General features: G+C 68.2%; 26 protein-coding genes and 1 pseudogene. 14 read left to right on the forward strand and 13 right to left on the reverse strand.

Annotated features, from left to right (window positions below):
- Nucleotides 1–4 precede the first annotated feature (4 nt).
- The gene (locus C8D87_RS19410) at nt 5–2143 is read left to right on the forward strand and encodes a molybdopterin oxidoreductase family protein (RefSeq protein WP_112227823.1); all 2139 of its coding nucleotides are present in this window, start codon (nt 5–7) and stop codon (nt 2141–2143) included.
- Between the two features lie 31 nt (nt 2144–2174).
- On the forward strand, nt 2175–3956 hold the full coding sequence (locus C8D87_RS19415; protein ID WP_215732395.1) for an AMP-dependent synthetase/ligase: 1782 nt from the start codon (nt 2175–2177) through the stop codon (nt 3954–3956).
- Nucleotides 3957–4184: 228 nt separating this feature from the next.
- Here C8D87_RS19415 and C8D87_RS19420 read toward each other — a convergent pair whose 3' ends face one another.
- The 5 genes from C8D87_RS19420 to C8D87_RS19440 are packed head-to-tail and all read right to left on the reverse strand — an operon-like array spanning nt 4185 to nt 9199.
- The gene (locus tag C8D87_RS19420; RefSeq protein WP_112227824.1) at nt 4185–5168 is read right to left on the reverse strand and encodes a LacI family DNA-binding transcriptional regulator; all 984 of its coding nucleotides are present in this window, start codon (nt 5166–5168) and stop codon (nt 4185–4187) included.
- A 50-nt stretch (nt 5169–5218) separates the two neighbouring features.
- On the reverse strand, nt 5219–5986 hold the full coding sequence (locus tag C8D87_RS19425) for an ABC transporter permease (protein ID WP_112228239.1): 768 nt from the start codon (nt 5984–5986) through the stop codon (nt 5219–5221).
- 53 nt (nt 5987–6039) lie between these two features.
- Nucleotides 6040–6954 carry an ABC transporter permease gene (locus C8D87_RS19430; protein WP_109637227.1) on the reverse strand — a complete coding sequence of 305 codons (915 nt, stop codon included), beginning with the start codon at nt 6952–6954 and terminating at the stop codon, nt 6040–6042.
- Complete coding sequence (locus C8D87_RS19435; protein WP_233442201.1) at nt 6951–8009, reverse strand: ABC transporter ATP-binding protein; 1059 nt, start codon at nt 8007–8009, stop codon at nt 6951–6953. Before C8D87_RS19435 ends, C8D87_RS19430 begins: the two co-directional genes overlap by 4 nt.
- Nucleotides 8006–9199 carry an extracellular solute-binding protein gene (locus tag C8D87_RS19440; protein ID WP_112227825.1) on the reverse strand — a complete coding sequence of 398 codons (1194 nt, stop codon included), beginning with the start codon at nt 9197–9199 and terminating at the stop codon, nt 8006–8008. Before C8D87_RS19440 ends, C8D87_RS19435 begins: the two co-directional genes overlap by 4 nt.
- A 136-nt stretch (nt 9200–9335) precedes the next feature.
- Between C8D87_RS19440 and C8D87_RS19445 the strand changes: the two genes are divergently transcribed.
- Both C8D87_RS19445 and C8D87_RS19450 read left to right on the forward strand, forming a co-directional pair.
- The gene (locus C8D87_RS19445; protein ID WP_233442202.1) at nt 9336–11411 is read left to right on the forward strand and encodes a PQQ-dependent sugar dehydrogenase; all 2076 of its coding nucleotides are present in this window, start codon (nt 9336–9338) and stop codon (nt 11409–11411) included.
- Between the two features lie 104 nt (nt 11412–11515).
- Nucleotides 11516–12310, forward strand: a complete 795-nt coding sequence (locus tag C8D87_RS19450; protein ID WP_112227826.1) for a hypothetical protein — start codon at nt 11516–11518, stop codon at nt 12308–12310.
- Between the two features lie 30 nt (nt 12311–12340).
- Here C8D87_RS19450 and C8D87_RS19455 read toward each other — a convergent pair whose 3' ends face one another.
- The 3 genes from C8D87_RS19455 to C8D87_RS19465 form a co-directional block, all read right to left on the reverse strand.
- Nucleotides 12341–12691: a hypothetical protein gene (locus tag C8D87_RS19455; RefSeq protein ID WP_112227827.1), complete on the reverse strand. Its 351-nt coding sequence runs from the start codon at nt 12689–12691 to the stop codon at nt 12341–12343.
- A 179-nt stretch (nt 12692–12870) separates the two neighbouring features.
- Nucleotides 12871–13428: a TetR/AcrR family transcriptional regulator gene (locus C8D87_RS19460; RefSeq protein WP_233439582.1), complete on the reverse strand. Its 558-nt coding sequence runs from the start codon at nt 13426–13428 to the stop codon at nt 12871–12873.
- Nucleotides 13429–13569: 141 nt separating this feature from the next.
- Complete coding sequence (locus C8D87_RS19465; RefSeq protein WP_233442203.1) at nt 13570–14775, reverse strand: IS110 family RNA-guided transposase; 1206 nt, start codon at nt 14773–14775, stop codon at nt 13570–13572.
- 229 nt (nt 14776–15004) lie between these two features.
- Here C8D87_RS19465 and C8D87_RS19470 point away from each other — a divergent pair, with 229 nt between their 5' ends.
- Nucleotides 15005–15886: an alpha/beta hydrolase family protein gene (locus tag C8D87_RS19470; protein ID WP_112227828.1), complete on the forward strand. Its 882-nt coding sequence runs from the start codon at nt 15005–15007 to the stop codon at nt 15884–15886.
- On the opposite strand, the gene araD is transcribed toward C8D87_RS19470, so the two are convergent.
- From araD to C8D87_RS19485, 3 genes are read right to left on the reverse strand one after another with little or no spacing between them, the layout of a single operon-like run.
- Entirely contained in the window at nt 15848–17554 is a 1707-nt protein-coding gene (araD, locus tag C8D87_RS19475; protein WP_215732396.1) for an L-arabinonate dehydratase, read from the reverse strand. The two genes, C8D87_RS19470 and araD, sit on opposite strands and share 39 nt — an antisense overlap.
- Nucleotides 17551–18456, reverse strand: coding sequence for a dihydrodipicolinate synthase family protein (locus C8D87_RS19480; RefSeq protein WP_112227830.1), 906 nt, complete (start codon nt 18454–18456; stop codon nt 17551–17553). Before C8D87_RS19480 ends, araD begins: the two co-directional genes overlap by 4 nt.
- Nucleotides 18443–19090 carry a GntR family transcriptional regulator gene (locus C8D87_RS19485; RefSeq protein ID WP_233442204.1) on the reverse strand — a complete coding sequence of 216 codons (648 nt, stop codon included), beginning with the start codon at nt 19088–19090 and terminating at the stop codon, nt 18443–18445. The genes C8D87_RS19480 and C8D87_RS19485 overlap by 14 nt, the downstream gene beginning before the upstream one ends.
- Before the next feature lie 246 nt (nt 19091–19336).
- Between C8D87_RS19485 and C8D87_RS19490 the strand changes: the two genes are divergently transcribed.
- From C8D87_RS19490 to C8D87_RS19510, 5 genes are all read left to right on the forward strand, one after another.
- Nucleotides 19337–19840 carry a hypothetical protein gene (locus C8D87_RS19490; protein ID WP_112227831.1) on the forward strand — a complete coding sequence of 168 codons (504 nt, stop codon included), beginning with the start codon at nt 19337–19339 and terminating at the stop codon, nt 19838–19840.
- A 129-nt stretch (nt 19841–19969) separates the two neighbouring features.
- Entirely contained in the window at nt 19970–20905 is a 936-nt protein-coding gene (locus C8D87_RS19495) for a DUF1996 domain-containing protein (RefSeq protein WP_233442205.1), read from the forward strand.
- A 120-nt stretch (nt 20906–21025) separates the two neighbouring features.
- Nucleotides 21026–21577 carry a sigma-70 family RNA polymerase sigma factor gene (locus C8D87_RS19500; RefSeq protein WP_109637237.1) on the forward strand — a complete coding sequence of 184 codons (552 nt, stop codon included), beginning with the start codon at nt 21026–21028 and terminating at the stop codon, nt 21575–21577.
- A complete protein-coding gene (locus C8D87_RS19505; RefSeq protein ID WP_109637238.1) occupies nt 21574–22281 on the forward strand; it encodes an anti-sigma factor family protein in 708 nt (235 codons plus the stop codon). The genes C8D87_RS19500 and C8D87_RS19505 overlap by 4 nt, the downstream gene beginning before the upstream one ends.
- A gap of 56 nt (nt 22282–22337) precedes the next feature.
- Nucleotides 22338–22517 carry a hypothetical protein gene (locus tag C8D87_RS19510; RefSeq protein ID WP_112227832.1) on the forward strand — a complete coding sequence of 60 codons (180 nt, stop codon included), beginning with the start codon at nt 22338–22340 and terminating at the stop codon, nt 22515–22517.
- 87 nt (nt 22518–22604) lie between these two features.
- Here the strand turns inward: C8D87_RS19510 and C8D87_RS19515 are convergent, their stop codons facing one another.
- Nucleotides 22605–23549: a zinc-binding dehydrogenase gene (locus C8D87_RS19515; RefSeq protein WP_112227833.1), complete on the reverse strand. Its 945-nt coding sequence runs from the start codon at nt 23547–23549 to the stop codon at nt 22605–22607.
- An 85-nt stretch (nt 23550–23634) separates the two neighbouring features.
- On the opposite strand from C8D87_RS19515, the gene C8D87_RS45185 reads away from it, so the two are divergent.
- Together C8D87_RS45185 and C8D87_RS19525 are read left to right on the forward strand one after the other, a co-directional pair.
- Nucleotides 23635–23922, forward strand: coding sequence for a hypothetical protein (locus C8D87_RS45185; RefSeq protein WP_146771779.1), 288 nt, complete (start codon nt 23635–23637; stop codon nt 23920–23922).
- A complete protein-coding gene (locus C8D87_RS19525; protein WP_112227835.1) occupies nt 23846–24316 on the forward strand; it encodes a penicillin acylase family protein in 471 nt (156 codons plus the stop codon). The genes C8D87_RS45185 and C8D87_RS19525 overlap by 77 nt, the downstream gene beginning before the upstream one ends.
- Nucleotides 24317–24359: 43 nt before the next feature.
- Here the strand turns inward: C8D87_RS19525 and C8D87_RS19530 are convergent.
- Nucleotides 24360–24509: pseudogene (locus tag C8D87_RS19530) on the reverse strand (aldehyde dehydrogenase family protein); the annotation flags it as partial.
- 396 nt (nt 24510–24905) lie between these two features.
- On the opposite strand from C8D87_RS19530, the gene C8D87_RS19535 reads away from it, so the two are divergent.
- Together C8D87_RS19535 and C8D87_RS19540 are read left to right on the forward strand one after the other, a co-directional pair.
- Entirely contained in the window at nt 24906–26033 is a 1128-nt protein-coding gene (locus tag C8D87_RS19535) for a hypothetical protein (protein WP_112227836.1), read from the forward strand.
- Nucleotides 26034–26037: 4 nt separating this feature from the next.
- Entirely contained in the window at nt 26038–26379 is a 342-nt protein-coding gene (locus C8D87_RS19540; RefSeq protein ID WP_112227837.1) for a hypothetical protein, read from the forward strand.
- Nucleotides 26380–26422: the final 43 nt, after the last annotated feature.

Consider the following 26422-nt stretch of genomic DNA (forward strand, 5'->3'; position numbering starts at 1 on the left):
ACTCATGAGGACCGTATTCACGACCTGCCCGCTCTGCGAGGCGACGTGCGGGCTGGAGCTGACGGTCGAGGGTGACCGCATCACCAAGGTGCGCGGCGACCGCGAGGACGACTTCAGCAGGGGCTTCATCTGCCCCAAGGGCGCCTCGCTCGGCACGCTCGACTCGGACCCGGACCGGCTGAGCGCGCCGCTGATCAAGCGCGACGGCGAGTTCCGGGAGGTGAGCTGGGACGAGGCCTTCCGGTACATCGACGAGCGGCTCAAGGACTTCCCCGACCGCAACTCGATCGCGATGTACCTGGGCAACCCGGTCGTCCACTCGCTCGCCGGCGGTCTCTACGCGGGACCGCTGCGCAAGGCGCTGGGCAGCCGCAACGTCTTCACCGCGAGCACCGTCGACCAGATGCCCAAGCACGTCCAGGTCGGCCACATGTACGGCAGCATCTTCTCGATCCCGGTGCCCGACATCGACCGCACCGACTTCATGCTGGTGCTGGGCGCGGACCCGTTCTCGTCCAACGGCAGCCTGTGGACGGTCCCGGACGCGCCGGGCCGGTTCAAGGAGCTGCAGAAGCGCGGTGGCCGGTTCGTGGTCGTCGACCCGCGCCGCAGCCGCACCGCTCAGGCCGCCGACCAGCACGTCGTGATCAGGCCGGGCACGGACGTGTTCCTGCTGCTGGCGTTGATCCACGAGCTGTTCGCGCAGGACCTGGTGAACCTCAAGGACCTCGCCGGGCACGTCACCGACCACACGGCGATCCGCTCGCACGTGGAACCCTTCTCCCCGGACGCCGTCGCCGCACGCACCGGTGTCGACGCTGCCACGATCCGTGCGCTGGCGAGGCAGCTGGCCGGAGCGGAACGTGCCGCGGTGTACGGCCGCATCGGCACGACGACCGTGGAGTTCGGCACGGTCGCGTCGTGGGCGGTCGACACGCTCAACATCCTCACCGGCAACCTCGACCGGCCCGGCGGCGTGATGTGGCCGCTGCCCGCGCACAGCAGGCGCGGACCGGGTCGCGGCAAGGGGTTCGGCATCGGCCGCTGGCACAGCCGCGTCAAGGGACACCCCGAGGTGATGGGGGAGTTCCCCGCCGTCACGATGGCCGACGAGATCGAAACGCCCGGCGAGGGCCAGGTCCGGGCGCTGTTCACGATCGGCGGCAACCCCGCGCTGTCGCTGCCGAACTCCGCTCGCGTGAACGAGGCGCTGGCCGGGCTGGACTTCATGGTCAGCGTCGACCCGTACCTCAACGAGACGACCCGGCACGCGGACGTCATCCTGCCGACGCCGCCGCCGTCCCGCCGCGACCACTACGACATCGCGTTCCTCAACAACTCCGTGCGCAACGTCGTGAAGTACTCGCGCGCGGCGATTCCACTGGAGGAAGGCCGGGTCGACGAGACGGACATCTTCTTCCGGCTCGTCACGATCTTCAGCGGCCTGGGCCCGTCCGCCGATCTCGACGCACTGGCGGCGTTCCAGCTCGCGGATCTCAAGCAGAAGCTGGGCGCCGACTTCGAACCGGAAGGTGAGACGCGCGAGGAACGCCTGCTGGACCTGAAACTCCGCACCGGCCCGTACGGGGTGTCGCTGCGGCAGTTGCTCGACCACCCGCACGGCATCGACCTCGGCCCGCTCACCTCGCGACTGCCGGAGATCCTGCGCACGCCGTCCGGCCGCGTCGAGCTCACCCCGCAGCCGATCATGGACGACCTGCCGCGCGTGCTGACGGCGTTGCGGCACCCCGAGACCGACATGGTGCTGATCGGCCGCAGGCACCTGCGCACCAACAACTCCTGGATGCACAACGTGCCCGCGCTGGTGAAGGGCAAGCCGTTGTGCACGCTCCTCGTGAACACCGGCGACGCCCGCCGCCTCGGCCTCACCGACGGCGCGACCGCCCAGGTCACCTCGCGCGTCGGCAAGGTCGAGGTGCTGGTCGAGGTCACCGACGACATCGCGCCCGGCGTCGTGTCGATGCCGCACGGCTGGGGCCACGACCAGCCGGGCACGCAGCTCTCGGTCGCGCGCGAGCACGCCGGCGTGAACGTCAACCTCCTCACCGACGACCTCCGCATCGACCCGCTCTCGGGCACCGCCGTCCTCAACGGCACCCGGGTGCAGGTCGTTCCCGCCTGAAAACCCGCCCCCGACGCGCACAGGAGCCGCCATGACCGCCGGAGTCACGATGCCGAACGCGGTGCAGACCGTCCGCCGGATAGCCGACCTGCCGTTCCTCGCGGAGCAGGCGTACGGCGACGCGGTGGCGTGGCGGTTCAAGCAGGACGGCGAGTGGCGGCAGCAGACCTACGCCGAAGTCTCCGAGCTGGTGCTGGACCTCGCATCCGGGTTCGTCCACGCCGGACTGAAGGCGGGCGAGCGGGTCTGCGTGCTCGCCAACACCCGTCCTGAGTGGACGGCGGTCGAGCTGGCGGTGCTCGCGGCGGGCGGCATCGTCGTGCCGATCTACCCGTCGAGCGCGCCGGAGGAGATCGCCTGGGTGGTCGGCGACTCCGGCGCGTCGATGGTGGTGGCCGAGAACGAGGCCCAGTGCGCGAAGGTCGACGCCGTCCGCGCGGAACTTCCCGAGCTGCGAACGGTTTTCACGATCGAGCCCGCCGGTGACCGCCCGACCGTCGCCGGGCTGCAGGACACCGGCCGCACCTCGCCGCTCGCGGATGAGCTGGACTCCCGCCGTGCCGCGATCAGGCCGGAGGACCCGGGACTGATCATCTACACCTCGGGCACAACGGGTCCGCCCAAGGGATGCGTCCTCACCAACGCGAACTGGGTCGCGTTGTGCCGTGTCGCGGAAGAAGCGCGCATCGACGCGATGACCGGCACCGTCTACCTGTTCCTGCCGCTGGCGCACGTCTTCGCGCAGATCGTCATGTTCGGCACTATGTACCGCGGTGGCGCGCTGGCGTACTTCGGCGGCGACATGACGGCGATCGTGCCGGAGCTCGCCGAGGTCAGGCCGACGTTCCTGCCTTCGGTGCCGCGCATCTTCGAGAAGATCTACACGTTCGTCACCGCCGCCGTGCCGCCGGAGCAGCTCGCGCAGGCGGTGACGCTGGGGCTGGAGGTCCGGCGCAGGCGTGCCGTGGGCGAACCGGTTCCGCCGGAGATGGCCGCGGCGTTCGAGCAGGTCGACGCGATGTTCGCCAAGGTGCGGGCGGTGTTCGGCGGACAGCTCGTGCAGGCGCTGTCCGGTGCCGCGCCGATTTCGCGCGAGGTGCTGCAGTTCTTCCACGCGGCCGGGGTTCCGGTGCTGGAGGGTTACGGCATGACGGAGTCGACCGCGGTCGGCACCATCAACACCTTGGACAGCTTCAAACTCGGTTCCGTCGGCGCTTCCGGCGTGGCGGGCCTGGAGATGTCCGTTGCGGAGGACGGCGAACTGCTCATGCGCGGCCCGCACGTCTTCGCCGGCTATTGGCGCAACGACGAGGCGACCGCTGCCACGATCCAGGACGGCTGGCTGCACACCGGCGACCTCGGCGAGATCGACGCGGACGGTTTCGTCACGATCACGGGGCGCAAGAAGGACATCATCATCACCGCGGGCGGCAAGAACATCGCGCCGGCCAACGTGGAGAACGTCCTGCGCCAGTCCCGCTGGATCTCGCACGCGGTCCTGTTCGGGGACCGCAAACCCTACTGTGTGGCGCTACTCACACTCGACGCCGACGAGATCGTGCCGTGGGCAACCGCGCGTGGCTTGCCGTCCGACATCGAATCTTTGGTGGGTCACCCGGACGTGCGAACGCTCGTGCAGGGAGTTGTCGACGAAGCGAACTCGCACTTCGCCAGTGCTTCCCAGGTGAAGAAGTTCGTGCTGCTCAGCCGTGATCTGTCCCAGGAGGAGGGCGAGCTCACGCCGACGTTGAAGGTCAAGCGCAACGTGGTGCACCGCCTTCACTCTCGGTTGTACGAAGGGCTCTACGAGTAACCCGTACGTACGAGAAATCCAAAAACAGGTACATCCACCCTGGCGGATTCGGTCCGCTCAGGGCAGAGTGGAACACCAGCGGCACTTGGCCCCCTCCCCCCTCGGGCCCGCCGCTTTCGCGGCCCCGGCTCACGGCGTACTCCCCCCAGACGCCCTGCCGGGGCCGCCTTGTCTCTTGATGAGGGGAGCTTTCATCAACCTCAGGTTTGGGAAAGCTCCCCCCATCAGCTACTTGCGGGGAGGCGTGGTCGTGCCGCGCACGATGAGTTGCGTCTCCGCCACGATCTGCGGAACCTCCGTGTTGTCCGAGTCCAGCCAGTCCAGCAACAGGTTCACCGCGGTGCGTCCTGCCTGCGCCACCGGCATTGCCACCGTTGTCAACGCGGGCGAGCACAGCGACGCGTACGTCAGGTCGTCGAACCCCGTCACCGACACGTCGCCGGGAACCGAGATGCCGCGGTCCCGCAGCCGCGCCAGCACGCCCAGCGCCATGATGTCGTTGTAGGCCACGATCGCCGTCGTGTCGGCCGCCACGGCCAGATCGGCCGCCTGCAGACCGCCTTCGTAGCGCGGCGCGAACGGTCCGAGATCCACCAGGTCCACGCCGTGCTGGGCAACCGCAGACATGAGACCCCGGCGACGCTCCTGGTTGGACCACGACGTGCGAGGCCCGTTCAGGTATGCGATCCGCCGGTGTCCCAATGCGACGAGGTGGTCGATGATCGCGTGCATGCCACCCGCGGAGTCCATCAGCGCGGCGGGCACGCCCGGCAGCCGCCGGTTGAGCAGCACCAGCGACGTCGCCCCCGCCACCTCGTAGACCTGCGAGTCCTCGAGGCCGGGCGCACACAGCACGACGCCGTCGACCTGCTTGGCCATCGCGTGCACGAGCTTCGCCTCGGCCACCGGGTCCTCGTCGCTGTCCGCCACGAACACCGCGTAGTCGGCCTGCATCGCCCGCGCCTGCACGGCCTTGAGCACGCCCGTGAAGAACGGGTTGTCGAGGTCGGGCACGACGATGCCGATGTTGCCGGTCTTGCCCGTGATCAGCCCCCGAGCCGCCCGGTTGGGCTGGTAGCCGAGGTCGGAGGCGGCAGCCAGCACCCGTGATCTGGTCTCCGGGCGGACCAGTTCGGGAGATGTCAGCGCACGCGAAACGGTGGCGACCGATACGTGCGCCCTGCGTGCCACGTCGCGGATGGTGACTGCCACTGGTACCTCACCCTCAACTGCCGGTTGAAACAATCATGACCGGTCAGGCGCTAAGCCGGTTCTTTGAGTCTCGTGACGAGCTGGGTCGGGTTCACGAACCGCAGCGCGATCACGAGGAGCAGCAGCATAGATCCGGTGTAGATCACCGCCATCGAGTCGACCATCTGCTGTGGCCGGATGCCCGCCGACGACATCGCCTCGTACAGCGACACGACCAGGGTCTGACTGGTCGGCCCCGCCGTGAGGAACGTCAGTTCGAACATGCCCACCGTCCGCACGAGCACCAGGATCGACGCCGCCAGAATGCCCGGGACCAGCAACGGAGCCAGCACGCGGGTGAAGATGGCGACCGTGTTCGCGCCACACATCCGCGCCGCCGACTCGATCTTCGTGTCGATCTGCTCGATGAACGGCGTCATCGTCAGCACGACGAACGGCACGGCCGGCACGAGGTTCGCCGCGATCACGCCGAACATGGTGCCCGCCAGCCCGAACTTGTACAGCACCGTCGCGAGCGGGATGCCGTACGTCATCGGTGGCATCAGGATCGGCAGCAGGAACAGCACGTTGAGCAGCTTCTTGCCGGGAAAGGTGCGGCGGGCCAGCGCGTAGGCCGTCGGCACTCCGATGAGGACGGAGATGGCGACGACCGCGATCGCGACTTGGAACGTTACAACCAGCACGTCCAGCAACCGGTAGTCGCGCCACGCCTCGCCGTACCACTTGCCCGTGTAGCCGTTCGGCAGCCACGTGCCGAACCAGGACTCCGCGAACGAGTTGGTGACGACCGCGCCGACGATGCCGACGAGGTTCAGCATGAAGAAGATCAGCGCGCCCCAGGTCAGCCAGACGACCGGCCTCGCTTTGATGCTCACCCTTTGCCTCCTGTCGCGCCGCGGTAGAGCGTCGTGCGCCAGATCAGCACCACGCCGATCACGATCAGCATCACCAGCGCCATCAGCATCGCGATCGCCGAGCCCATCGCGAAGTCGTTGTCCCGCAACGCCGTCTCGTACGCGGCGATCGACATCACGTGCGTCTCACCGGCGGGGTTGCCGACCATCACCGCCGACGGGAACACCGAGAAGGCGAGCACGAACGACAGGCAGAACGTGACCGCGAGGCCCGGTGCGAGCAAAGGCATCGTGATGGTCCGGAAGCGTTGCCGTTTCGAGGCCCCCAGCGTGGCCGCCGCCTGTTCCAGCGTCGGGTCGATGCCCGACAGGTACGACAGCGTGAGCAGGAACGCGAACGGGAAACCGGTGATGATCAGCGAGAACAGCACGCCCCAGTAGTTGTGGGTGAGCCTCGCCGGTTCGTCCGCGCCGAGCGCCATCCAGATGCGGTTGAACCACCCCGTGGGGCCGAAGAACGCGAGCAGGCCTTCCGCGGTCAGCACGGTGCCGAGCGTGATCGGGATGACCAGCAGCGTGGTGAGCGCTCGCTTGCCGCGGAACCGGCCGCGCATCCGGAACGCGATCGGGATGGACGCGAGCACGTTGAACAGCGCCGCCGGGAGGCCGAGCCGCAGGGTGATCCAGACGGTGTCGGCCAGGTAGGGGTCGGAGAAGAACGTGACGTAGTTCTGGAACGGGTTGCCGCCGCCCTTGGGCTGGAACGACAGCTGCAGCCCGTACAGGAACGGGTAGACGAACAGCAGCGCCACGAACACCGCGCCCGGCACGAGCAGCCACAGGACGCGGTCGACGCCCTTCTCGGCGAGCCGGTGTTTGAGCGAGGCCCGTTGCAGTGATCTCCGGTCGCGCGGCGACAGGACCGCGGTCATGAGAACACCAGCACACGTTCGACGGGCACCTTCAGCCTGATGGTGTCGCCGGAGGCCAGCCGCGAGCTGGTGCGGACGTGGAGTTGGCCGCCGTTGCGCAGCCGTGCCTGCACCGCCTGCTCGCGGCCGTGGTACTCGACGATCTCGACCGTGGCTTCGAGCGTGTTGGCCCCGGTCTCGGTGACGACGGCGAAGTCCTCGGGCCGGACTGCCGCGACGGCCTTCTCCGTGAGCTCCTCCCGTTTGACGCCGACGAGTTCGACGCCGTCAGCCCGTACGGTCGTCCGCTCACCGTCCTGAGAGGTCACCGTCACCGGGATCATGTTGCGATAGCCCATGAACCCGGCGACGTACCGGTTCACCGGATGCGCGTAGACCTCCTCCGGCGAACCGACCTGCTGCACCTCGCCAAGCCGCAGCACGACGAGACGGTCGGCGAGGGCCAACGCCTCCTCCTGGTCGTGCGTGACGTAGACGGTCGTGAGTCCCAGCGACTGGTGCAGCCTGCGGATCTCGGTGCGCATCTCCAGCCGCAGCGCCGCGTCCAGATTGGACAGCGGCTCGTCCATCAGCACCAGCGGTGGCTCCAGCACGATCGCGCGGGCGATCGCCACGCGTTGCTGCTGGCCGCCGGAAAGCTGCGCCGGGAACTTGTGCTGGTGCTCTTCGAGCTGGACGAGCCGGACCGCCTCGTCCACGCGCCGGTTCAGCTCGGCCTTGGGCGTCCTGCGCATGGACAGGCCGAACCCGATGTTGCGCCGCACCGACATGTGCGGGAACAGCGCGTAGTTCTGGAACACCATCCCGAACCCGCGCTTCTCCGGCGGCAGGTCGTCGATGCGCTTGCCGTCCAGGGTGATCCGCCCACCGGTGAGCGGCAGCAGACCGGCCAGGCAGTTGAGCGCCGTCGACTTCCCGCACCCCGACGGCCCGAGCAGGGCGACGAACTCGCCGCCCTTGATCGTCAGATCCATGCCCTTGAGGGCAACGGTGTCCCCGAACGCGCGCTGCACGCGGTCGAGGTGCAGCTCGGCAAACCGCTGCTGCCCGCTCACTTCTTGCCGATCTCTCGGTCCCACCGCTGGAAGGCCTTCACCTGTTGCGCGGCGGGCAGCGACGTCTCCTTGGGGTTCTCCTCGATCAGCTTGTCGTACTCGGGGCGGCCGAACTTCGCGATGGCGTCCTGCGACTCCTGCGGCGCCATCTTCAGCGTGACGTCCTTGACCGCGGGGCCGGGGTAGAAGTAGCCCTTGTCGTAGGCCTTGGCCTGCTGCTTGGGGTCGAGCATGAACTTGATGAGTGCCAGGTTCGCGGACAGCACGTCGGCGGACACTCCCTTCGGGACGACCGCGTAGTGCGCGTCGGTGACCCAGTGGAAGCCCTTGAACGTCGAGATCTTCATTCCCTCCGGCACCGAGCCGAGCACGCGCGGGTTGATGTCCCAGCCGGTGGTGGAGGCGACCATCCACGACGTGCCGTTCGCCAGGTTCTTCATGACGTCGGTCGTGCCGCCGGGGTAGTTCTCGACGTACTGGCCCAGCTCCTTGAGGTAGGCCCAGGTCTTCTCCCAGCCCTTCTCCGGGTCCTTCGGGTCGGAGTCGCCGAGCAGGTACGGCAGTCCCATGAGGAACGTCCTGCCGGGACCGGAGTTCGCGGGCCGCGCGTACTGGAACTTGCCGGGGTGCGCCTTGGCCCATTCCAGCAGCTCGGCAGGCGACGTCGGCGGACTCGGCACCTTCGCCGGGTCGTACTCCAGCAGCGGGCCGGCGGGGTAGTAGGTGACCGCGACACCCTGGCCCTGGGCGAGCTTCTGCATCTCCCACGCGGGCGGGAGGTAGGTCTTCTCCAGGTCCGGCAGCTTCGCCGAAAATCCGGGGAGCAGTTCGTAGACCAGTTTCTGCTCGATCACCGACGACAATCCGTCCGTACCGGTGAGCACGAGATGGGTCTGGGAGGTGCCGGAGTTCTGCTCGGCCTTGAGCTTGCCCGGCATGTCGGGCGCCGTCGCCTTGGTGTAGTTGACCTTGCTGACGAAGTCGGGGTTGGTCTTCACGAACTCGTCGATCATGCCCTGGGTGAGCTGCAGGTTGCCGGCGACGTCGAGCACGTTGAGCTCGACCGGTTTCGCGGGCCTGTCCGGGACTGCCGTGGGTGCGTTCTGCGCCTGCGGGACCTCCGGCGCACCACACGCCGTGACGATCAACAGGGTGGGGATGACGAGCTGTAACTTCCTTGTCCAGCGCATCTCGTGGCTCCCTAACTGACTCTGGACCTGGCGCTCGAAAACGTTTACGGTTTTTCTGTAACACTCGTACACCCGCCGCCGGGTCGAACGCAATGCCGCCGCACCTACCTGTCCCTTACGAAAGTGGGAGGTTCCTGTGGCACCCCGTTCACGGCGGTTGCCGGTCACCAGAGCCGGCATCCTGGCCACTGCGCTCGCAGTGGCGGTGACCTCGCTCGTCTCCGCGGCTCCCCGGGCAGCCGCGGCGGATGTCCTGCTGTCCCAAGGCAAACCCGCGACCGAGTCGGCGTCCGGCGGTGCGAACTACGCGCCGAAGAACGCCTTCGACGGCAACGCGGCCACGCGCTGGGCGAGCAAGTCGAACACCGATCCGGCCTGGATCCGCGTCGATCTCGGCGCGTCCGCGAACATCAGCCGGGTCCGGCTGCAGTGGGACCTCTCGTGCGCCAAGGCGTACCGGGTCGAGACCTCCGAGAACGACTCGACCTGGACGTCGGTCCACAGCACCACCGATGGCTTAGGCGGTGTCGAGGACCTGACGGTCACCGGGCGGGGCCGTTATGTCCGTGTCTACGGCACAACGCGTTGCCGCACCGGCACGTCGTACGGTTACTCCCTGCAGGAGTTACAGGTCTTCGGCAACTCCGGCCCGGTCGACCCGGAGCCGCCCTCACCGCCGTCGGACCTGGTCGCGTCGGAGATCAAGTCCGGCTCGGCGAAGCTGACGTGGAAGGCCGCGACGGACAACGTCGCCGTCACCGCGTACGACATCTACAACCTCGGCCAGTTCCAGAAAACGGTGCCGGGCAACGCTTTGACGACCGTCATGACCGGGTTGAAGCCGAACGTGAACTACGGCTTCTACGTCAACGCGCGTGACGCCGCGGGCAACGTGTCGCAGGCGTCCAACACGGCGGAGTTCAAGACCCCGCCCGCACAGGACGACCCGATTCCGCCGACCGCGCCGAAGAACCTGCGGTCGACGGGCGTGACGGCGAACTCGGTGTCGCTGGCGTGGGAGCCGGCGACGGACAACGTCGGCGTGACCCGCTACGAGGTCTACACGGGAGCGACGAAGGTCGGTGACGCCACCGGCACGTCCGCGACGATCGGCGGCCGCAGCGCGAACACCGAGTACACGTTCACGGTCAAGGCTTTCGACGCGGTCGGCAACGCTTCGGCCGCCTCGAACGCGGTGACGGTGAAGACCCGCTCAGGCGGTGACCAGGTCGGTGCCGTCACGCAGATCGCGACCGACAACGACGTGCCGTGGGGCCTCGCGTTCCTGCCCGACGGCTCCGGCATCTACTCGCGCCGCGACGCGCAGGACATCGTGAAGATCACCCCGTCGGGCCAGAAGACCAACCTGGGCAAGGTTCCCGGGGTCTCCGGCACCAGCGGCGAGGGCGGCCTGCTCGGCATCGAGCTGTCGCCGACGTTCGCCGCGGACGGTCTGATCTACGTCTACCACACGTCTTCGAGCGACAACCGGATCGTGCGTGCGAAGATCGAGGGCAACTCGCTCACCGGCTGGCAGACCCTGCTGACCGGCATCCCGCGCAACAAGTTCCACAACGGCGGCCGCCTTCGCTTCGGTGCCGACGGCAAGCTGTACGCGGCCACCGGCGACGGCCAGAACAAGCCGCTGGCGCAGAACAAGCAGTCGTTCGGCGGCAAGGTCCTGCGCCTCAACCCGGACGGCACCGCGCCGTCGGACAACCCGTTCTTCGGCGAGGGCGGCAACGCCCGCTACGTCTGGACCTACGGCCACCGCAACGTCCAGGGCCTCGCCGTGGACTCGCAGGGCCGCATGTGGCAGGCCGAGCTCGGCGACGGCAGCCAGGACGAGATCAACCTGCTGCAGAAGGGCGGCAACTACGGCTGGCCCGCCTGCGAGGGCACCTCGGGCAGCTGTGGCGGCTCCATCGCGCCGAAGAAGACCTTCTCGGTGAGCAGCGCCTCCCCGTCGGGTCTCGCGATCGTGAACGACGTGCTGTTCCTCGCCGCCCTGCGCGGCGAACGGCTGTACCGGATCCCGATCAACGGCTCGTCGCTCGGCGCGGCCACGTCCCACTTCCAGGGCACCTACGGCCGGCTGCGCACTCCGGAGCCGGCGCCGGACGGCTCGCTGTGGGTCACCACCTCCAACGGTGACAAGGACTCCACGGCGGGCAACAGCAACACCAGGATTCTCAAGGTGGCGCTGAACTAGGGACCGCGCTGGAAACGGAAGCCCCCGGACACCTCGTCCGGGGGCTTCCCCGCGTAACGGCGACGTGCGGAGGATCGACCTGGGATACGGAGGAGGTGACTCCGATGGCCCGGCGAAACACGCTGGTCGTCGTCACCGGTCTCGTGGCGGCGGCGCTGACGGCTGCCGGCACCCTGGTCTACCTCAACTTCGAGCCGACAGCGGATCCGCATCCGACGGTGAAGCCGACGACCGTGCCGGTGACGCCGTTCCCGACGCCGACGGTGAAGCCGTCCGGAATCCCGACCCGCACCACCACCACGACCACCACCGACGCCGCCACGACCACCACGACCACGTTCCGCCTCCGTGACGGCCAGGTCGTCTACCGCGCCCCGTCTCCCATGCGGGTCAACGAGGTCCAGCGCGTCACCGTCCGCGTCGTCGGCGAGGAGGCCCCGCCCGACCTGACCTCTGGACTGCCCGGCACGGGCAGCGTGTCCGTCGCCCCGGCGAAGGTCGGCAGCGCGCTCACCGCGGACCTCAGCGGCCCGGACTTCCAGATCACCCGCGTCGGAGGCGACGACGGTCAGCGTGAGCTGCCCGACCGCGACTACGCCGAGTGGGCCTGGGACGTCCGCCCGCAGAAGAGCGGGAAGCTGCGCCTCGACTTCGTGCTGTACGTCGCCAAGGACGCCGGCGGCGTCCCCATCCACTACCGGACCTACGCCCATGAGGTCGAGGTCGACGTCAACTTCCCTTACAGCTTCGGCAAGTTCGTCAAGGACTACGGTGCGATCACGGGTCTCAGCGTGCCGGTGATCGTTGGTGCGGTGGGGACGGTCTTCGTCTGGCTGCGCAAGAAGAAGCGGAAGAAGACCGATCGGAAGCCCGAGGAAGAAGACGCCGAAAAGCCTTGAGGGGCACCCCGTGCGGAGCGCCCCTCAGGATCAGGCGGACCGCGTCCGCCGGCTGCGGCGTACGAAGATCGTGGTGACCACGTACGCCAGAAACACCAGCTGCGCGCCGACCACGGCTCCCGTGACCCACGCCGGTTCTCCCTCGGGAAGTGCTCCCAACGCCAGCGTGGGACCGGCCGCGCCACCGACGGTGGCAACGGTCAGCGACATCGAGTCGGTCAACTCGTGCAACCGGCTCGACGGTCCTCTCACGTCCGCGGCCTTGTCGTCGAACTCGATGCGCAGCTGCGCCGTGTCGCCAGGCTCCTCGTTCGGCTCCGGCTCGCCGGGTCCGGAGTTGTAACACCTGTCATCGCAGATGTTCTCCTCACTACCCGGCACCAACCTGCACCGGCCAGGAGCGCGTCAACGTCGCGTTGATCGCCGACTCGGCTGCCGCGCCGGGCAAGCTCCAGGCGCGGACCGGCATGAAGAAGGTCGACATCGTGAGTTCCTCGAAGCGGAGATGCGTGAGGGCAAGGAACTCGTGGTGCGGGATCCCGACGGCATCGACCGCCTCGTCAAGATCTTCTGAGTCCGTCGAGGAGCAGTCCGATCAACCGGCGCGGGTCGTAGCGCGGATCGTCGTCCCGTCCGATGCACAGGTTGCCGATCCCGCGCATCAGCTCGTACGGCTGCACATCGGCCCGGATCTCGCTCGCCGAAGCCGCCGCCGAGAGCAGTTCACCGCACACCGGCCCCAGCCGGTCGATGAAGTACGCGTGCAACGACTCGAACCCGCTGCTGTCCGACTGCAGCGCGTGAGCCAGCCCGTGCTTGGTCACCAGGAAGTCCACGAACAGGTCGACCCACGCCCGCAGCGCCGCGAACGGCGAGTCCGAAGTGGACAGCAGCGACGGTCCGGCCTCGGCGCACGCCTCGACCTGATGCCGGTACACCGCGACGACGAGGTCTGCGCGGGTGGGGAAGTGGCGGTAGATCGTCCCCATCCCGACGCCCGCCTCGGCCGCGATCTCCCGGATCGGCGCGTCGACGCCGGACCTCACGAACACCTCGGCCGCGGCCGCGAGCAGCGTCTGCTCGTTGCGCACGGCGTCGGCTCGCTTGCGTGGTGGCACAGCGCCTCCCTTCCCGGACGTTGACAAAGCGGAACAGTGCTCCGTATCGTTCCGGAACGTCGCTCCACTTAAGTGGTGAGCTTACTCGAAGGGATTCCCAATGAAGTTGTCAAGCGGTGAAGGTGTCGGGCCGTGAGCTCGTCAGGCCGCTGTGGCTGCGGGTTGGGGTGTGCAGGGCTGGAAGGTGCGGTTGTCTCGGATGAGAGCCCACAACACGTTCAGGCGTCGACGAGCCAGTGCGAGTACTGCTTGCTTGTGCGCCTTGCCCTCGCGCCGTTTGCGGTCGTAGAAGGTCTTCGAGGTCGGGCAGCAGCGGATGGCGATCTGGGCGGACAGGTAGAGCGTGCGCAGCAGACGCCGGTTGTAGCGGCGTGGCCTGCGCAGGTTGCCCTGGACCTTTCCGGAGTCCTTGGGGACCGGCGCCAGGCCGGCGACACCGGCGAGCCGGTCGGCGCTGCCGAAGGCGGCCATGCCCCCGCCGGTCAAAGCGACGAACTCGGCACCCAGGAGAGGGCCGACACCGGGCATGCTCAAGACCGCGGTGGCGTGGTGGTGCCGGCGAAATCGGCCCTCGATGAGGGCGTCGGTTTCCGCGATCTCCTCATCAAGAGCCATCACCCCCTTGGCCAGCCGGACCACCATCGCCGCGGCCGTCTTCTCTCCGGGAACAACGGTGCGCTGCGCCGCGGCGGCGGTGATAGCGGCGGCGGCGACCGCCGCGCTGTTGCGGACTTTCCGGTCCCGCAGCCAGGCCGTCAGCAGGTCCTGGCCGCACTCGCGCAGTGCGGCGGGGGTCTGGTAGCCGGTCAGCAGGACCAGCGCGGCCTTGGAAGTGCTGTAGTCGAAGGCCCGTTCCAGGGCGGGAAAGTACTCCAGCAGCTGGGCGCGCAGCCGGTTGATCGACCTGGTCCGGTCGGCGGTCAGGTCGTAGCGGCGGGCCGTGAGGATCCGCAGCTCGATCGCGATCTCGTCACCGGTGGTCATCGGGTGCAGGTCGCGGCGCATCCGGGCCTGGTCGGCAATGACGAACGCGTCTTTGGCGTCGCTCTTGCCATTCCCGCGATAGGTGCCGGCGGCGTGGTGGACCGTCCGGCCGGGAATGTAGAGCAGCCGCTGGTTGTGGTTGACCAGCAGGGCGATCAGCAGAGCGGCCCCTCCGGCGTTCAGATCGACCGCCCACAGCACGTCCGGCGCGAGTTCCCGCACGTCATCGATCAGCTTCACCAGGTCGGCCTCGTTGTTGGCCACCCGTCGCGACAACAGCTTCGTGCCATCGGCGTCGATCACCACGCAGTGGTGATGGGTCTTGCCCGCGTCCACACCGGCCCAGAGCTCGGGCACGGTCACCTCCGTCGTCGTTCCTGCGTGAGTTCCGGCAGACGACCTCGCCGACATGTCCTTATGCAGCGATCGATTCGCGTATCCCAATCAGCGGTCGAGTCGTCGCAGGGCTTCGGGTGGCCAATCCCTTCAAGCCACACCAACGGCTACGCCATGACAGCCACACCCGAAACCCCTGGGCCCTCCTGATCTTACGAATGACCAGAACAGACCCAACCAAAAGATAAGGAACGTCATGACCGTCTTCACGGTGAGCCCTGTCGTGCTCGGAATCCCCGGAAGGCCCGTTGACCTGCAGTTGAAGGTCTCCGCGCCGACCGAGGGCAGCGGGTTGCCGATCATCCTGCTGTCCCACGGCCAGGGCTACTCGAACCACCTCTCCTCGCTGAACGGCTACGCGCCGCTCGCGAACCACTGGGCGGAAGAGGGCTTCGTCGTCCTCCAGCCCACGCACCTGAGCAGCAGGACCTTGAACCTCCCCGCCGGCACGCCTGGCGCGCCGATGTTCTGGAAGGAACGCGCCGAGGACATGTCGCACCTCCTCGACCGGCTCGACGAGATCGAGAAGGCCGTGCCCCAGCTGCAGGGCCGGCTCGACCGCACGAAGGTCGCGGTCGCGGGCCACTCGATGGGCGGCCACACCGCGAGTCTGTTGCTGGGCATGAAAACCGAGGGGGTCAGCCTCAAGGACGACAGGATCAGGGCGGGCGTGCTGCTCGGCTCCACCGGGCGCGGCGACGGGCTCACCGAGTTCGTGCGGGAGAACTACTCCTTCATCGTGACCTCGGACTTCAGCGACATGACCACCCCGGCCCTCGTGGTCGCCGGTGACAAGGACGCCTCGGAGCACCTCACGGTCAACGGGCCGGAGTGGCACACGGACCCGTTCCACCTCGCGCCCGCCCCGAAGGACCTGCTGATCCTCGAAGGCGGAGATCACGGCCTCGGCGGCGTCTCCGGGTACGACGTCGCCGAGACCACGGACGAAAGCCCGGAGCGGGTCGCGGCCGTGCAGCGGCTCACCACGGCCTACCTGCGCAGTCAGCTGCTCGGGACGGCCGACTGGCAGCAGGAGGCACTAGTGGGCGTTGGGTTCGGGGTTCACTCCCGGCCGTGACAGGAACTCGAAGTCACAACCCTCGTTCGCCTGAGTGATGTGCTCGTAGTACAAAGCGCCGTACCCGCGTTCGAACTTCGGCGGCGGCGCCGTCCACGCGGCCTTCCGCCGTGCCATCTCCTCGTCGGAGATCTCCACGCGCAACACGCGCGCCTCGACGTCCAGCGTCACGAGGTCGCCGTCCTGCACCAACGCCAACGGACCGCCAACGTGCGCCTCCGGTGCGACGTGCAGAACGCAAGCGCCGTAAGAAGTTCCGCTCATCCGCGCGTCCGACACGCGCACCATGTCCCGGACTCCCTCGCGTAGCAGCTTGTCCGGGATCGGCAGCATCCCGTATTCCGGCATGCCGGGCCCGCCCTTGGGTCCTCCACCCGCGAGCACGATCACCGAGTCCCTCGTCACGTCGAGCGAAGGATCGTTGATCCGTGCCTGCAAGTCCTTGTACCCGTGGAAAACCACGGCGGGTCCGGTGTGCTTCCACAACGAGGGATCAGCCGCCACGTACTTGATCACCGCACCGTCCGGCGCCAGGTTGCCGCGCAGCACCGCCAGTCCGCCCTCGGCCGAGATCGGGTCGTCCAGCGGCCGGATCACCGCGGAGTCGTGGACCTCGGCGCCTTCGAGGTCCTCGCCGAACGTCCGCCCTGTCACCGTGATCCGCTTGAGGTGCAACGAATCCCGCAACCGCGACAACAACCCGCGCAGTCCGCCCGCGTAGTAGAAGTCCTCCATCAGATGAGACCCGGCGGGCTGAACCGATGCCAGCACGGGCACTTCACGTGACAACCTGTCGAAGTCGTCCAGCGACAAAGAGATCTGCGACCGCCCGGCCATCGCGATCAGGTGGATGTACGAGTTCGTCGAGCCGCCCAGCGCCAGCACGGTGCGGATGGCGTCCTCGTACGCCTCCGCGGACAGCACGTCGCTGATCGTCAGTCCCTCGCGCACCATCTCGACGATCCGCATGCCCGACGCCGCCGCCATCCGGTAGTGCGCCGAGTCGACCGCCGGAATCGACGACGCGCCGGGCAGGGTGAGCCCGAGCGCCTCCGCGGCGGCGGTCATCGTCGAGGCCGTGCCCATCGTCATGCACGTGCCGGGGGAGCGGGCCAGCCCGGACTGGATCTCCGCCCAGTCGCCGGAGGAGATCGTCCCCGCGCGCTTCTCGTCCCAGAACCGCCACATGTCGGTGCCGGACGCGAGCTTCTCGCCACGCCAGTTGCCGCGCAGCATCGGCCCGGCCGGCACGAAGACCGCGGGCAGGCCGGCGGAAGCCGCACCCATCAGCAACGCCGGTGTGGTCTTGTCGCAGCCGCCCATCAGCACCGCGCCGTCGACCGGGTAGGAGCGGAGAATCTCCTCCGTCTCCATCGACAGCATGTTGCGGTACATCATGGGCGTCGGCTTCTGGTACGTCTCCGACAGCGTGGAAACCGGGAATTCCAGCGGATATCCGCCCGCCTCCCACACGCCGCGCTCGACCTGTTCGGCCCGCTCGCGCAAGTGCATGTGGCACGGGTTGATGCCGCTCCACGTGTTCAGGATGGCGATGACCGGCTTGCCGAGGTGCTCGGACGGGTTCATGCCCAGCTGGCGCATGCGGGCGTTGTGCGAGAACGCCCGCAACCCCTCGCCCTCGAACCACTCCGCGCTGCGCAGCCTCACCGCAGGCTCCACGAGTTGAGCAGCACACCGACGGCAGACCGGTCGGCCTCCGCCAGCACGGAAGCAGGCGGTCGCACGTCCCGGCGGCACAACCCCAGCTGTGCCAGCGCTTCCTTCACCACGGACACGTTGTTCGCGGACTCGTTGAGCGCCCGCAGCTCCTCGAACTTCCTGATGAACTCCCAGAGCTCCATCGCGGCACCGAACTCGCCTGCCCGCAGGCAACGGAACATCTGCACCGACAGCTGCGGCGCCACGTTCGCGAGCCCGGACGTGAACCCGGTCGCCCCCACCGCGAAGTAGCCGGGCGCCGACAGTTCGGCCAGCCCGGCGATCCACGTCAGCCGGTCCAGCCCGGCGTCGCGGGCCACCGAGGCGAAGCGAACCGGGTCCGGCACCGCGTACTTCACGCCGACGACGTTCGGGCACGCGTCGGCCAGTGCGGCGATCTGAGCACCCCCGATCCGCGGGTTCCGCACGTACAGGACCACGCTCAGCTCGGGCACAGAAGACGCGATCTCCCGGTGGTAGTCGACCCAGCCGTCCAGCGAGACGTACGGGTGCACCGGCTGGTGGATCATGATCCCGTTCGCGCCCGCCCGATCAGCGAACCGGGCAGCCGCGACGGCGGTCCCCACGTCGTGCCCGACACCGGCGACGATCGCGGCACGGTCCCCGACCGCGTCCACGGTGATGGAAAGCGCGCGCTCGGTCTCCGCAGCGGACAACGTGTAGAACTCGCTGGTGTTGCCGTTCGGTGTGACGACCGAGACGCCGCCCTCCACCATCCGGTCCACGATCGCGGCGTAGTTCTTCTCGTCGATCGCGCCGTCGGCGTCGAACGGCGTGACGGTGATCGCCACGACGGACGCGAGCCGCTCGGAGAGGTCATCGAACGCCATCGGGAAGCTCCTCAACTACTCGGTCGGCGAAGGTCTGGATGTGGCGGCGGAGGAGTTCGCAGGCGAGGTCACCCTCGCCCCGCACGGCGGCGGCCAGGATCGCGCGGTGCTCGGCGGCCTCGTCGTCCCAGGTCGGGCAGATGCCCCAGCCGGCGACGGTGATCAGCGCCGCCTGGTCGCGCAGGCCGTCCAGGATCTCGATCATCAAAGGGTTGCCGCACCGGGCGTACAGGGCGCGGTGGAAGCGGCGGTTGGCGAGCGAGCGCCGGGCCAGGTCGGGGACGTCCTCCAGCGCCGAAGCCGCCTCGTCGAACGAGGCGCCCAGCAGGATCGCGCGGCGCAGCGCCTCGGGTTCCAGCAGCATCCGCACGTCGTAGACGGAAGCGGCCATCTCGGCGTCGACGGTGCGGACCGCGGCGCCTTTGTACGGACTCATCACGACGAGTCCTGATCCCGCGAGCGTCTTGAGCGCCTCGCGCACCGGCGTCTTGGAGACGTTGAGCGTGGCCGCGAGATCTGTTTCCACGAGCGCCTGACCGGGCTTCAGCTTTCCGTTGAGAATCGCTTCTTTGATCGATTCCAGAACGAAGTCCGTGCGCGACGCCGGAGGCGCTTCCGCTCGGTCATACATCATATACGAGACCCTAGGAGCTGCCAGAGGCCCAGGTCAAGCGACTCCTGTGGGCTGGGCAACGTCCGTGTATCTGCGTTGAACCAAGTTCCTCGAACGCTCGTTTTGAAGGTGTCGGTCACCGCAACTGCGCGGGACTGGAGAAGGAGAAATGAGTGAGTCGTTCCGCGTAAAACGTGTCCATTGCCGCGTCCGCCAGCGCATGGCACCGAACGTCCTGGACACCAACGAGTTGGACGAGATCGACACATGCTGATGGAAGAACTGCCACCGGAGGCCGCACTGGACGGCCCTCCGCGCAACGCGGACCACCTGCTGCAGCGCACGCTCGGCACGGTCCGCGAGGAGAGACACCTGGCCGTGCGACGCCGAGGGCGCATCACGGCCCTGACCTCGACCTTCGTGGTCGCCGGCGTGCTGGCCGGCGGCGTCTGGCTGGGCCAGGGGCTCGGCGTCGGTGGCACGGACGGTGTCCTGCAGGGGACCTCGCCGGCAGGCGCGCACCTGGCCGTGAAGGTCACCGAAACCGAGGGCGGCCTGAGACTGGTCGCCACCGTCGACGGCGTGCAGGACGGGGAAGCCTGCTGGCTGGTCGTGCACACGAAGGACGGGCGCACCTTCACCGCGGGCTCCTGGCGGGCGCACGCCGGCGAGGTGACGCTGGCCGGGTCCGCGATGGTGCGGGCGGGCGACGTCGCCGGGGTCAGCGTGGTGAACCACCACCACGAGCCGCTGGTGACCGCGAACCAGTGATGTGGCCCGGCCGAGGTCCGGGCCACACGCTCACCGTGCCACCGGCGACGCTACCGACCGGAAATTCGCTGACCGCCGAAGTGAGACAGTGCCCTGTCATCTCAGTGATCCGCTTGGCAAGCTGTGGGTGTGGCCCCGAACAAATCGATGACCGTCGCAGTCGCGGTGGTCTCGGTTCTCGTCATCGGGCTCTCGGCGGTCCTGCTGTGCGGCACGTCCAGCGGCGAACGCGCCGCTGACCAGTACGTGAGCGAGCTCGACCAGGTGATGGACGAGCCGAAGGCCCCCAGCGTGGTCATCCGCTGCGGCACGAACGAGGAACGGCACCTCAACGCGGACAACCCCGTTGTGTCACCTGGAATCCCGTTCGGTGCACACCACACGCACGAGTACGTGGGCAACAGGTCGGCCAACGCGATGTCGACGAACGACTCTCTCGCGGCCGCGACCAGCACGTGCGAGAAGGGAGACCTCTCCACCTACTACTGGCCGGTGTTGCGCCTGACCGACGGCACGGGCCACGACGTGCACGCCGAGGGCGGCGGGGTGCACGGCAACACCGGCGAGGTGCTGAAGCCCAGGAGCGTGGAGATCCGGTACGAGGGCAGCCCGGTGAGCGACGTGCTGCCGATGCCCCGGTTCCTGCGCATGATCACCGGTGATCCGTCGGCGTTCACCAGCGACTACGGCCCGAACACCCGCGCCAGGTGGGGGTGCTCGGACCAGCCCGGCCGGTACACGACGCGGTACCCGTTGTGCGGGAGCGCGACGACGCTGCGCACCTTCGACTTCGGCAGCTGCTGGGACGGCAACAACACCGACAGCGCCTCCCACCGCTCGCACGTGGTGTTCCCGCTGGAAAGCGGAGTCTGCCCGCCCAAGACGTTCCCGATCCCGCACCTGCGCGTCACCGTCGGGTACGACGTTCCCGCGGGCCGCCCGTTCGCGATCGACAGCTTCCCCGAGGAGCTGCGCGACCCGGCGACCGACCACGCCATGGCCATCAACGTGATGCCGGAGGCGCAGATGAGTGAACTCGTCGGGCACCTCAACCGCAGCCGCTAGCATCCGCTCCATCTTTCGTCGAAACCTGTTTGAACCGAAGCCCGCTTTCGCTCGTGTGTCGGCTGAGGTCTTGAACAGAACGCCCGCAAGAGGTGTTCGCGGGCGGGGAGGAGTGGGTGGATGGCGGCTTTGTTCTCCCGCAAACGGGAGACCGCGGCCGACGAGGCACTGATCCGGTCGCTCTACGAGGAGCACGGTCGGGCGCTGCTGGCGTACGCGACGCGGTTGACCGGCGATCGGGCGGCGGCCGAGGACGTGGTCCAGGAGACCCTCGTCCGAGCCTGGCGCCATCCCGACGCCCTCGTGAACGGCAAGGGATCGGTGCGCGGCTGGTTGCTGACCGTGGCGCGCAACATCGTCACCGACAGGGTGCGGGCCAAGGCGGCGCGCCCGCAGGAGGTGGCGGAGTCTCCGGCAACGCCACCGATCGAACGTGACCACGCCGATCAGGTGGTCGACTCGGTGGTGGTGCTGGAGGCGCTCGACCGGTTGTCCTCCGACCACCGCGATGTGCTGATGGAGATCTACTTCCGCGGCCGCAGCGTGACGGAGGCGGCGGAAGCGCTCGGAGTACCACCGGGCACTGTGAAATCAAGATCGTATTACGCGTTGCGAGCCCTGAGGGAGACGTTCGTCGGTCAACAGGTCGCACTGAAGGGGGTGGCCGGATGACCACGCAGCACGACCCGCAGCTGCTCGGTGCCTATGTTCTCGGAGCACTGGACGAGCAGGAGGTGCGCGCCATGGACGAGCACCTGGCATCCTGCCCGGACTGCACGCGTGAGCTCGATGAACTCCGTTCGATGGAGGCCTACCTCGGCGAGGTGCCGCCGGAGGCCATGCTCGACGGACCGCCGGAAGGCGGCGATCTGTTGTTGCAGCGCACCCTTCGTCAGGTGCGCGCGGAACGAGGCGGCGTCGCACGGCGTCGTCAGTTCGCTCTCGGTGCCGCGGCGGCAGTCGTCGCCGCTCTGGTGCTCGGCGCCGGTGTCTTCGTCGGCAAGGCCACGTCGCCCGATGCGACCACGGCCCTTCCCACGCCGTCGGTGGCTCCGGATCCGACCGGTACCAGGCTCGCCACCTTCACCGACCCGGTGACCAAGGCGTCGATGACCGTCAAGGTCGTCCCCGCCGCGGGCTGGGTGCGCACGAACATGTCGATCAACGGTATTCCCGAGGGCGAGAAGTGCCGGATCTTCGTCGTGGCGAAGGACGGCAGCCGCCAGGAAGCCGGTTCCTGGGTGGTGTCCAAGAAGGGCGCCGCCGAGGGCACGAACCTGGACGGCTCCGCCCTCGTGGCACCGAACGACGTCAAGTCCGTGGTGGTGGAGAACTTCGCGGGCAAGAAGTTCGTCGAGGTACCCGTACAGGCATGACCGAGGGGTGAAAAGGGAGGGGCCGTCTTCGTGGCGGCCCCTCTACCTTTGTCCGGGTGTCATCTCCTCTGATCGGCGACGACTGCTGGAACCACTCCAGCGGCACCGTGTGCTGGACGCTCGAGGTCATCGCCGGCCACGTCACGAACGAGGCGGCCGCGGCAGAGCTCAGGGCGTGCTCGAGCGGGCTGATCTTCGTGGACGACATCGGCCGAGCCGGACCCGCAAGCCCGTGACTACCTGGTGGCACGCGCTGACGAGCTCATCGAGATGGCGGAGCGCTGGCCCGCTTCGAAGCGCGGGACGAGAAGGACCGGGCGGCGTCAGGGCTTGAGCACGACCTTCCCGACCGTGGCGCGTGACTCCAGCGCCTCGTGCGCCTTCGCGGCGTCCTTCAACGCGAACGCCGGGTTGACCAGCGGCACGAACCGCCCGCTCGCGAGCCCGGCCATCGACTCGTCCTCCAGCGCGCGCAACCCGCGCCGCATCAGGCCGGGCCCGAGCGCGACCGTGGCCGTGAGGCTGTTGGCGAACAACGCTTCCGTGCTGATCGGCGTCATGCTCCCGGACGCCCAGCCGTAGATGATCTGCCGGCCGCCGGGCCCCAGCGTCTTCAGTGCCGTCGCGCCCACCTCGCCGCCGACGCCGTCGAGCACCACGGTCATGTCCTTGATCCCGTCCGCCCAGTCCGGCCGGGTGTAGTCGATGGCGGCGTCCGCGCCGTTGTCCATCACGTGGTCGAGCTTCTCGCCGCTGGCCAGACCCACGACCTGCGCTCCGATGTTGCGCGCCTCCTGCACGAACAGCGCTCCCATGCCGCCTGCCGCCGAGGTCACCAGCACCACGTCGTCCTTGGTGAGCTTCGCCGCGTCGAGCACCGCGACCACCGTGCGGCCGGTGCCGATCATCGCCACCGCGGCCTCGAACGACACCTCGTCCGGAAGGGCGTGCAGCGACTCGACCTTCGCGACGGCGAGTTCCGCGTAGCCGCCGTTGGCCTGGCCGAGGTGTGCGGTGACGCGGCGGCCCAGCCACTCGGGGGAGACGCCGTCGCCGAGGGCCGTGACGACGCCGGCCACTTCACGGCCCGGTGTCATGGGGAACTCGACCGGGCCGAACCCGCCCTTGCGGATGGTCGTGTCGACGAGGTGGACGCCGGCCGCGGCCACCGTGACGCGGACCTGGCCCGCGGCGGGCTCCGGGTCGGGCACCTCCTCGAAGAGCAGGTTCTCCGCCGGGCCGAACTCGTACTGCCTGATCGCGAACATGGCGGTGACGCTATGAGCTCGACTTAACTGGAGGTCAACACCCGCGGGTGGCGTGTTATGATACGACTGCGCTAAAAACGCAGTCGTGTGGAAAACCGTCATCGCGGGCCTGCTCGTGGTCACGTCGGCGCCCGTGGCGTCGGCGGCCCCCGAGCAGGTGCCCCACGTCGTCGCGTCCCACTACCTCGGCCTGGGGGACGGCATCGGGTTCGAACAGGCCAAGGCTCATCTTTGCGAGCTCGCCGGGATGGGCGGCGAGCTCGCCGCCGACCCGCAGTTCCGCGACCGCGGCCATCATGCGGAAGCTGGTGCTGGAGAACAGGAACACCGCCGCCGAGAAGTACCTCGACACCATGCCGTGCACGCGCGGTGAGTGCGAGATCCTGCGGAAGTGGGACCGCCGCAACGACATCGGCAGCGTGGGGGCGGTGCTATTCGACCGGTGGTTCGCGGCGGGCGGCACCGAGCAGGCGTTCGACGAGGTCGTGCGCGAGCTCGGGCCGAAGATCCACCAGCGGCTGGGGGAGATCCAGTACGTGGTGCGCGACGGCAGGAAGATCCCGCTGCACGGCGGGCCGCCGTCGTCCGGGGTCTACAACCTGATCAACATGGACTGGCAGCGCCAGGAGGTGCGGGACGGGTCGAGCTTCATCTTCGCCGTCGAGTACGCGGACAAGGCGTGCCCGACCGCGTACACGCTGATGGCGCCCACCCGCCCCGACCTCTACTCCCAGAAGAAGTGGCGGAAGGGCGCCCTCTGCCGCTGAGGCCAGGTCGCTCGTGCGCCACCCGAACCGGCCTGCCGCGGCACTAGTGGGCGATCATCACGTGCTTGACGCGCGTGTAGTCCTCCAGCCCGTGCATTGAGAGGTCCTTGCCGTAGCCCGAGGCGCCGAACCCGCCATGCGACATCTCGGACGTGACGAGGCCGTGGGTGTTGACCCACATGATGCCGAAGTCGCCTTGCGGATCGTGGTGTCGACGAGGTGCACCCCGGCCGCGGCGACCGTGACGTTCACCTGGCCGGACGCAGGCGTTAGGGTCGGGCACCTCCTCGAAGAGCAGGGTCGAAACCGGACCGAACTCGTACTGCCGACTCGCGAACCTGCTCCAGGGCGCCAGGAGCTCGACCTGGCTGGACGTCGACAGCCCGTTCGGCGGGTGAGACTGCCGCACATCGTCCGACTGGTTGTTCTCGTTACGAGACGAGCACCACGCGTGCAACTGCGTCTTCAATCCTTTCGCGGGCGGGCGGAATCCGGAACGCGGAGGTAGCCTGCTCGCGGCACCGGGGGAGGCGTGTGCCCGCAGGCAGCAGTGGTGTTTTGGCACGTACGTACCTCTGGGGGGGTCGTTTTGCGCATACGCACGCGCTTCGCCGTGCTCGCGGTGGCGTTGTCCACGGTCGCGAGCACGCTCGTCGTAGTTCCACCGGCCGGTGCCGACACAGTTGATCGCGGTGACGAACGCATGCGCGTTCTGACCGTGTGGCGCATGGGTGGCCCGGCCACTCGGGAGGCCGTTGCCGCCGCGCTCGTCGGCACGGACGCCGACGTCAAGGCGTTCCTGGACAACGGGTGGAACCGCGCCGCCGAGTCCGACGAACGCAGCCGCGTCGTCGAGATGCTCGAGAGCTCGGGCGTCTCCGTCAAGCAGGCTGCTCAGCGGGCGCTCGACGCCGGGAACCCGAGCAGCGTCAAGGAGTTCCTGCAGACCGGCTACGTCGCGCCGAACACGCAGGACCTCCGCATCCGCATCAACCAGATGATGGCCGTCGGCGGAGCCAACCTCCGCGCCGCGGGGCAGGCGGCGCTGGACGTGGGCACCGTGGAGGCCTACCGCGCGTTCCTCGACAACGGCTGGCAGACGCCGGACACAGCGGACCAGCGCATCCGGGTCAACCAGCTCATGGCCGCCGGCGGCCAGAAGGTCAAGCAGAAGGCCCAGGAAGCGCTCGACCGGGGCACCTCCGAGGCCTACCAGCAGTTCTTCGACTACGAGTGGCCGACCGCTCAGGCCCGGGACCAGGAGACCGCCTCCATCGTCGAGAGCTGGGCCTGGCGCAACGCGGTGTCCCACGCGGCGGAGGAATCGGCCAAGATCGCGGAGACGCAGCGCCTGGCGAACCTCGGGTACGACTTCGCGAAGAGCAAGTTCATCGAGGACGAGTACAAGGTCGCCGTGCTGCTCGAGCAGAAGTTCCGCCTGCAGCTCATGCGGTTCCCCGAGGTGAAGGGGCAGAAGAACCCGGACTGGATCGACGCGAACGGGCTCACCTACGACGCCGTCGGCCCGATTCCCACGCAGTTCTTCGACAAGCAGTGGCAGCTGGGGAAAATCCAGGCGCAGATCAAGACGCACCTGGACAAGGCGGACATGGTCCCGTTCGACATCCGCGGCTTGACCCCCGATCAGGTGAAGCTGGTGGAGGCCGAGCTGAACAAGTACGACACACTTCGCGTGTTCATCATCCAGACGAGGTGAGGTCATGTCGGCGATTTTCCTGATTGACCACGAGGACTCCGGCTTCGAGGAGGACTGGGACGTCCCCCGAGGGATTTTCCTCTGGGTCCTCGACTTCATTGCGGACCACGTTCGTGACGAAGAGGTCGCAGTCACGATGAAGGACCTGGTGAAGGGTGGCTACGCGTACTTCGCGCTGTCGTTCTTCACGACGGAGCAGGCCGCCGAGATCGTGCGGGTCATTCGCGAGGAGCTGAAGGAGGCTGTCGACGCCGAGTTCCCGTCCACTGAGGACAAGAACGAGGGGTGGCAGTGGATGACGGCGGATCTGATCGACAAAGCTGGTCGCTGGGACAGGTCGTCCTGAGTGGACGCTGACGGAACCGTTACGGCAAAAGGGATCTGGGGGT

This window comes from Lentzea atacamensis (assembly GCF_003269295.1).
Lineage (GTDB): Bacteria > Actinomycetota > Actinomycetes > Mycobacteriales > Pseudonocardiaceae > Lentzea > Lentzea atacamensis.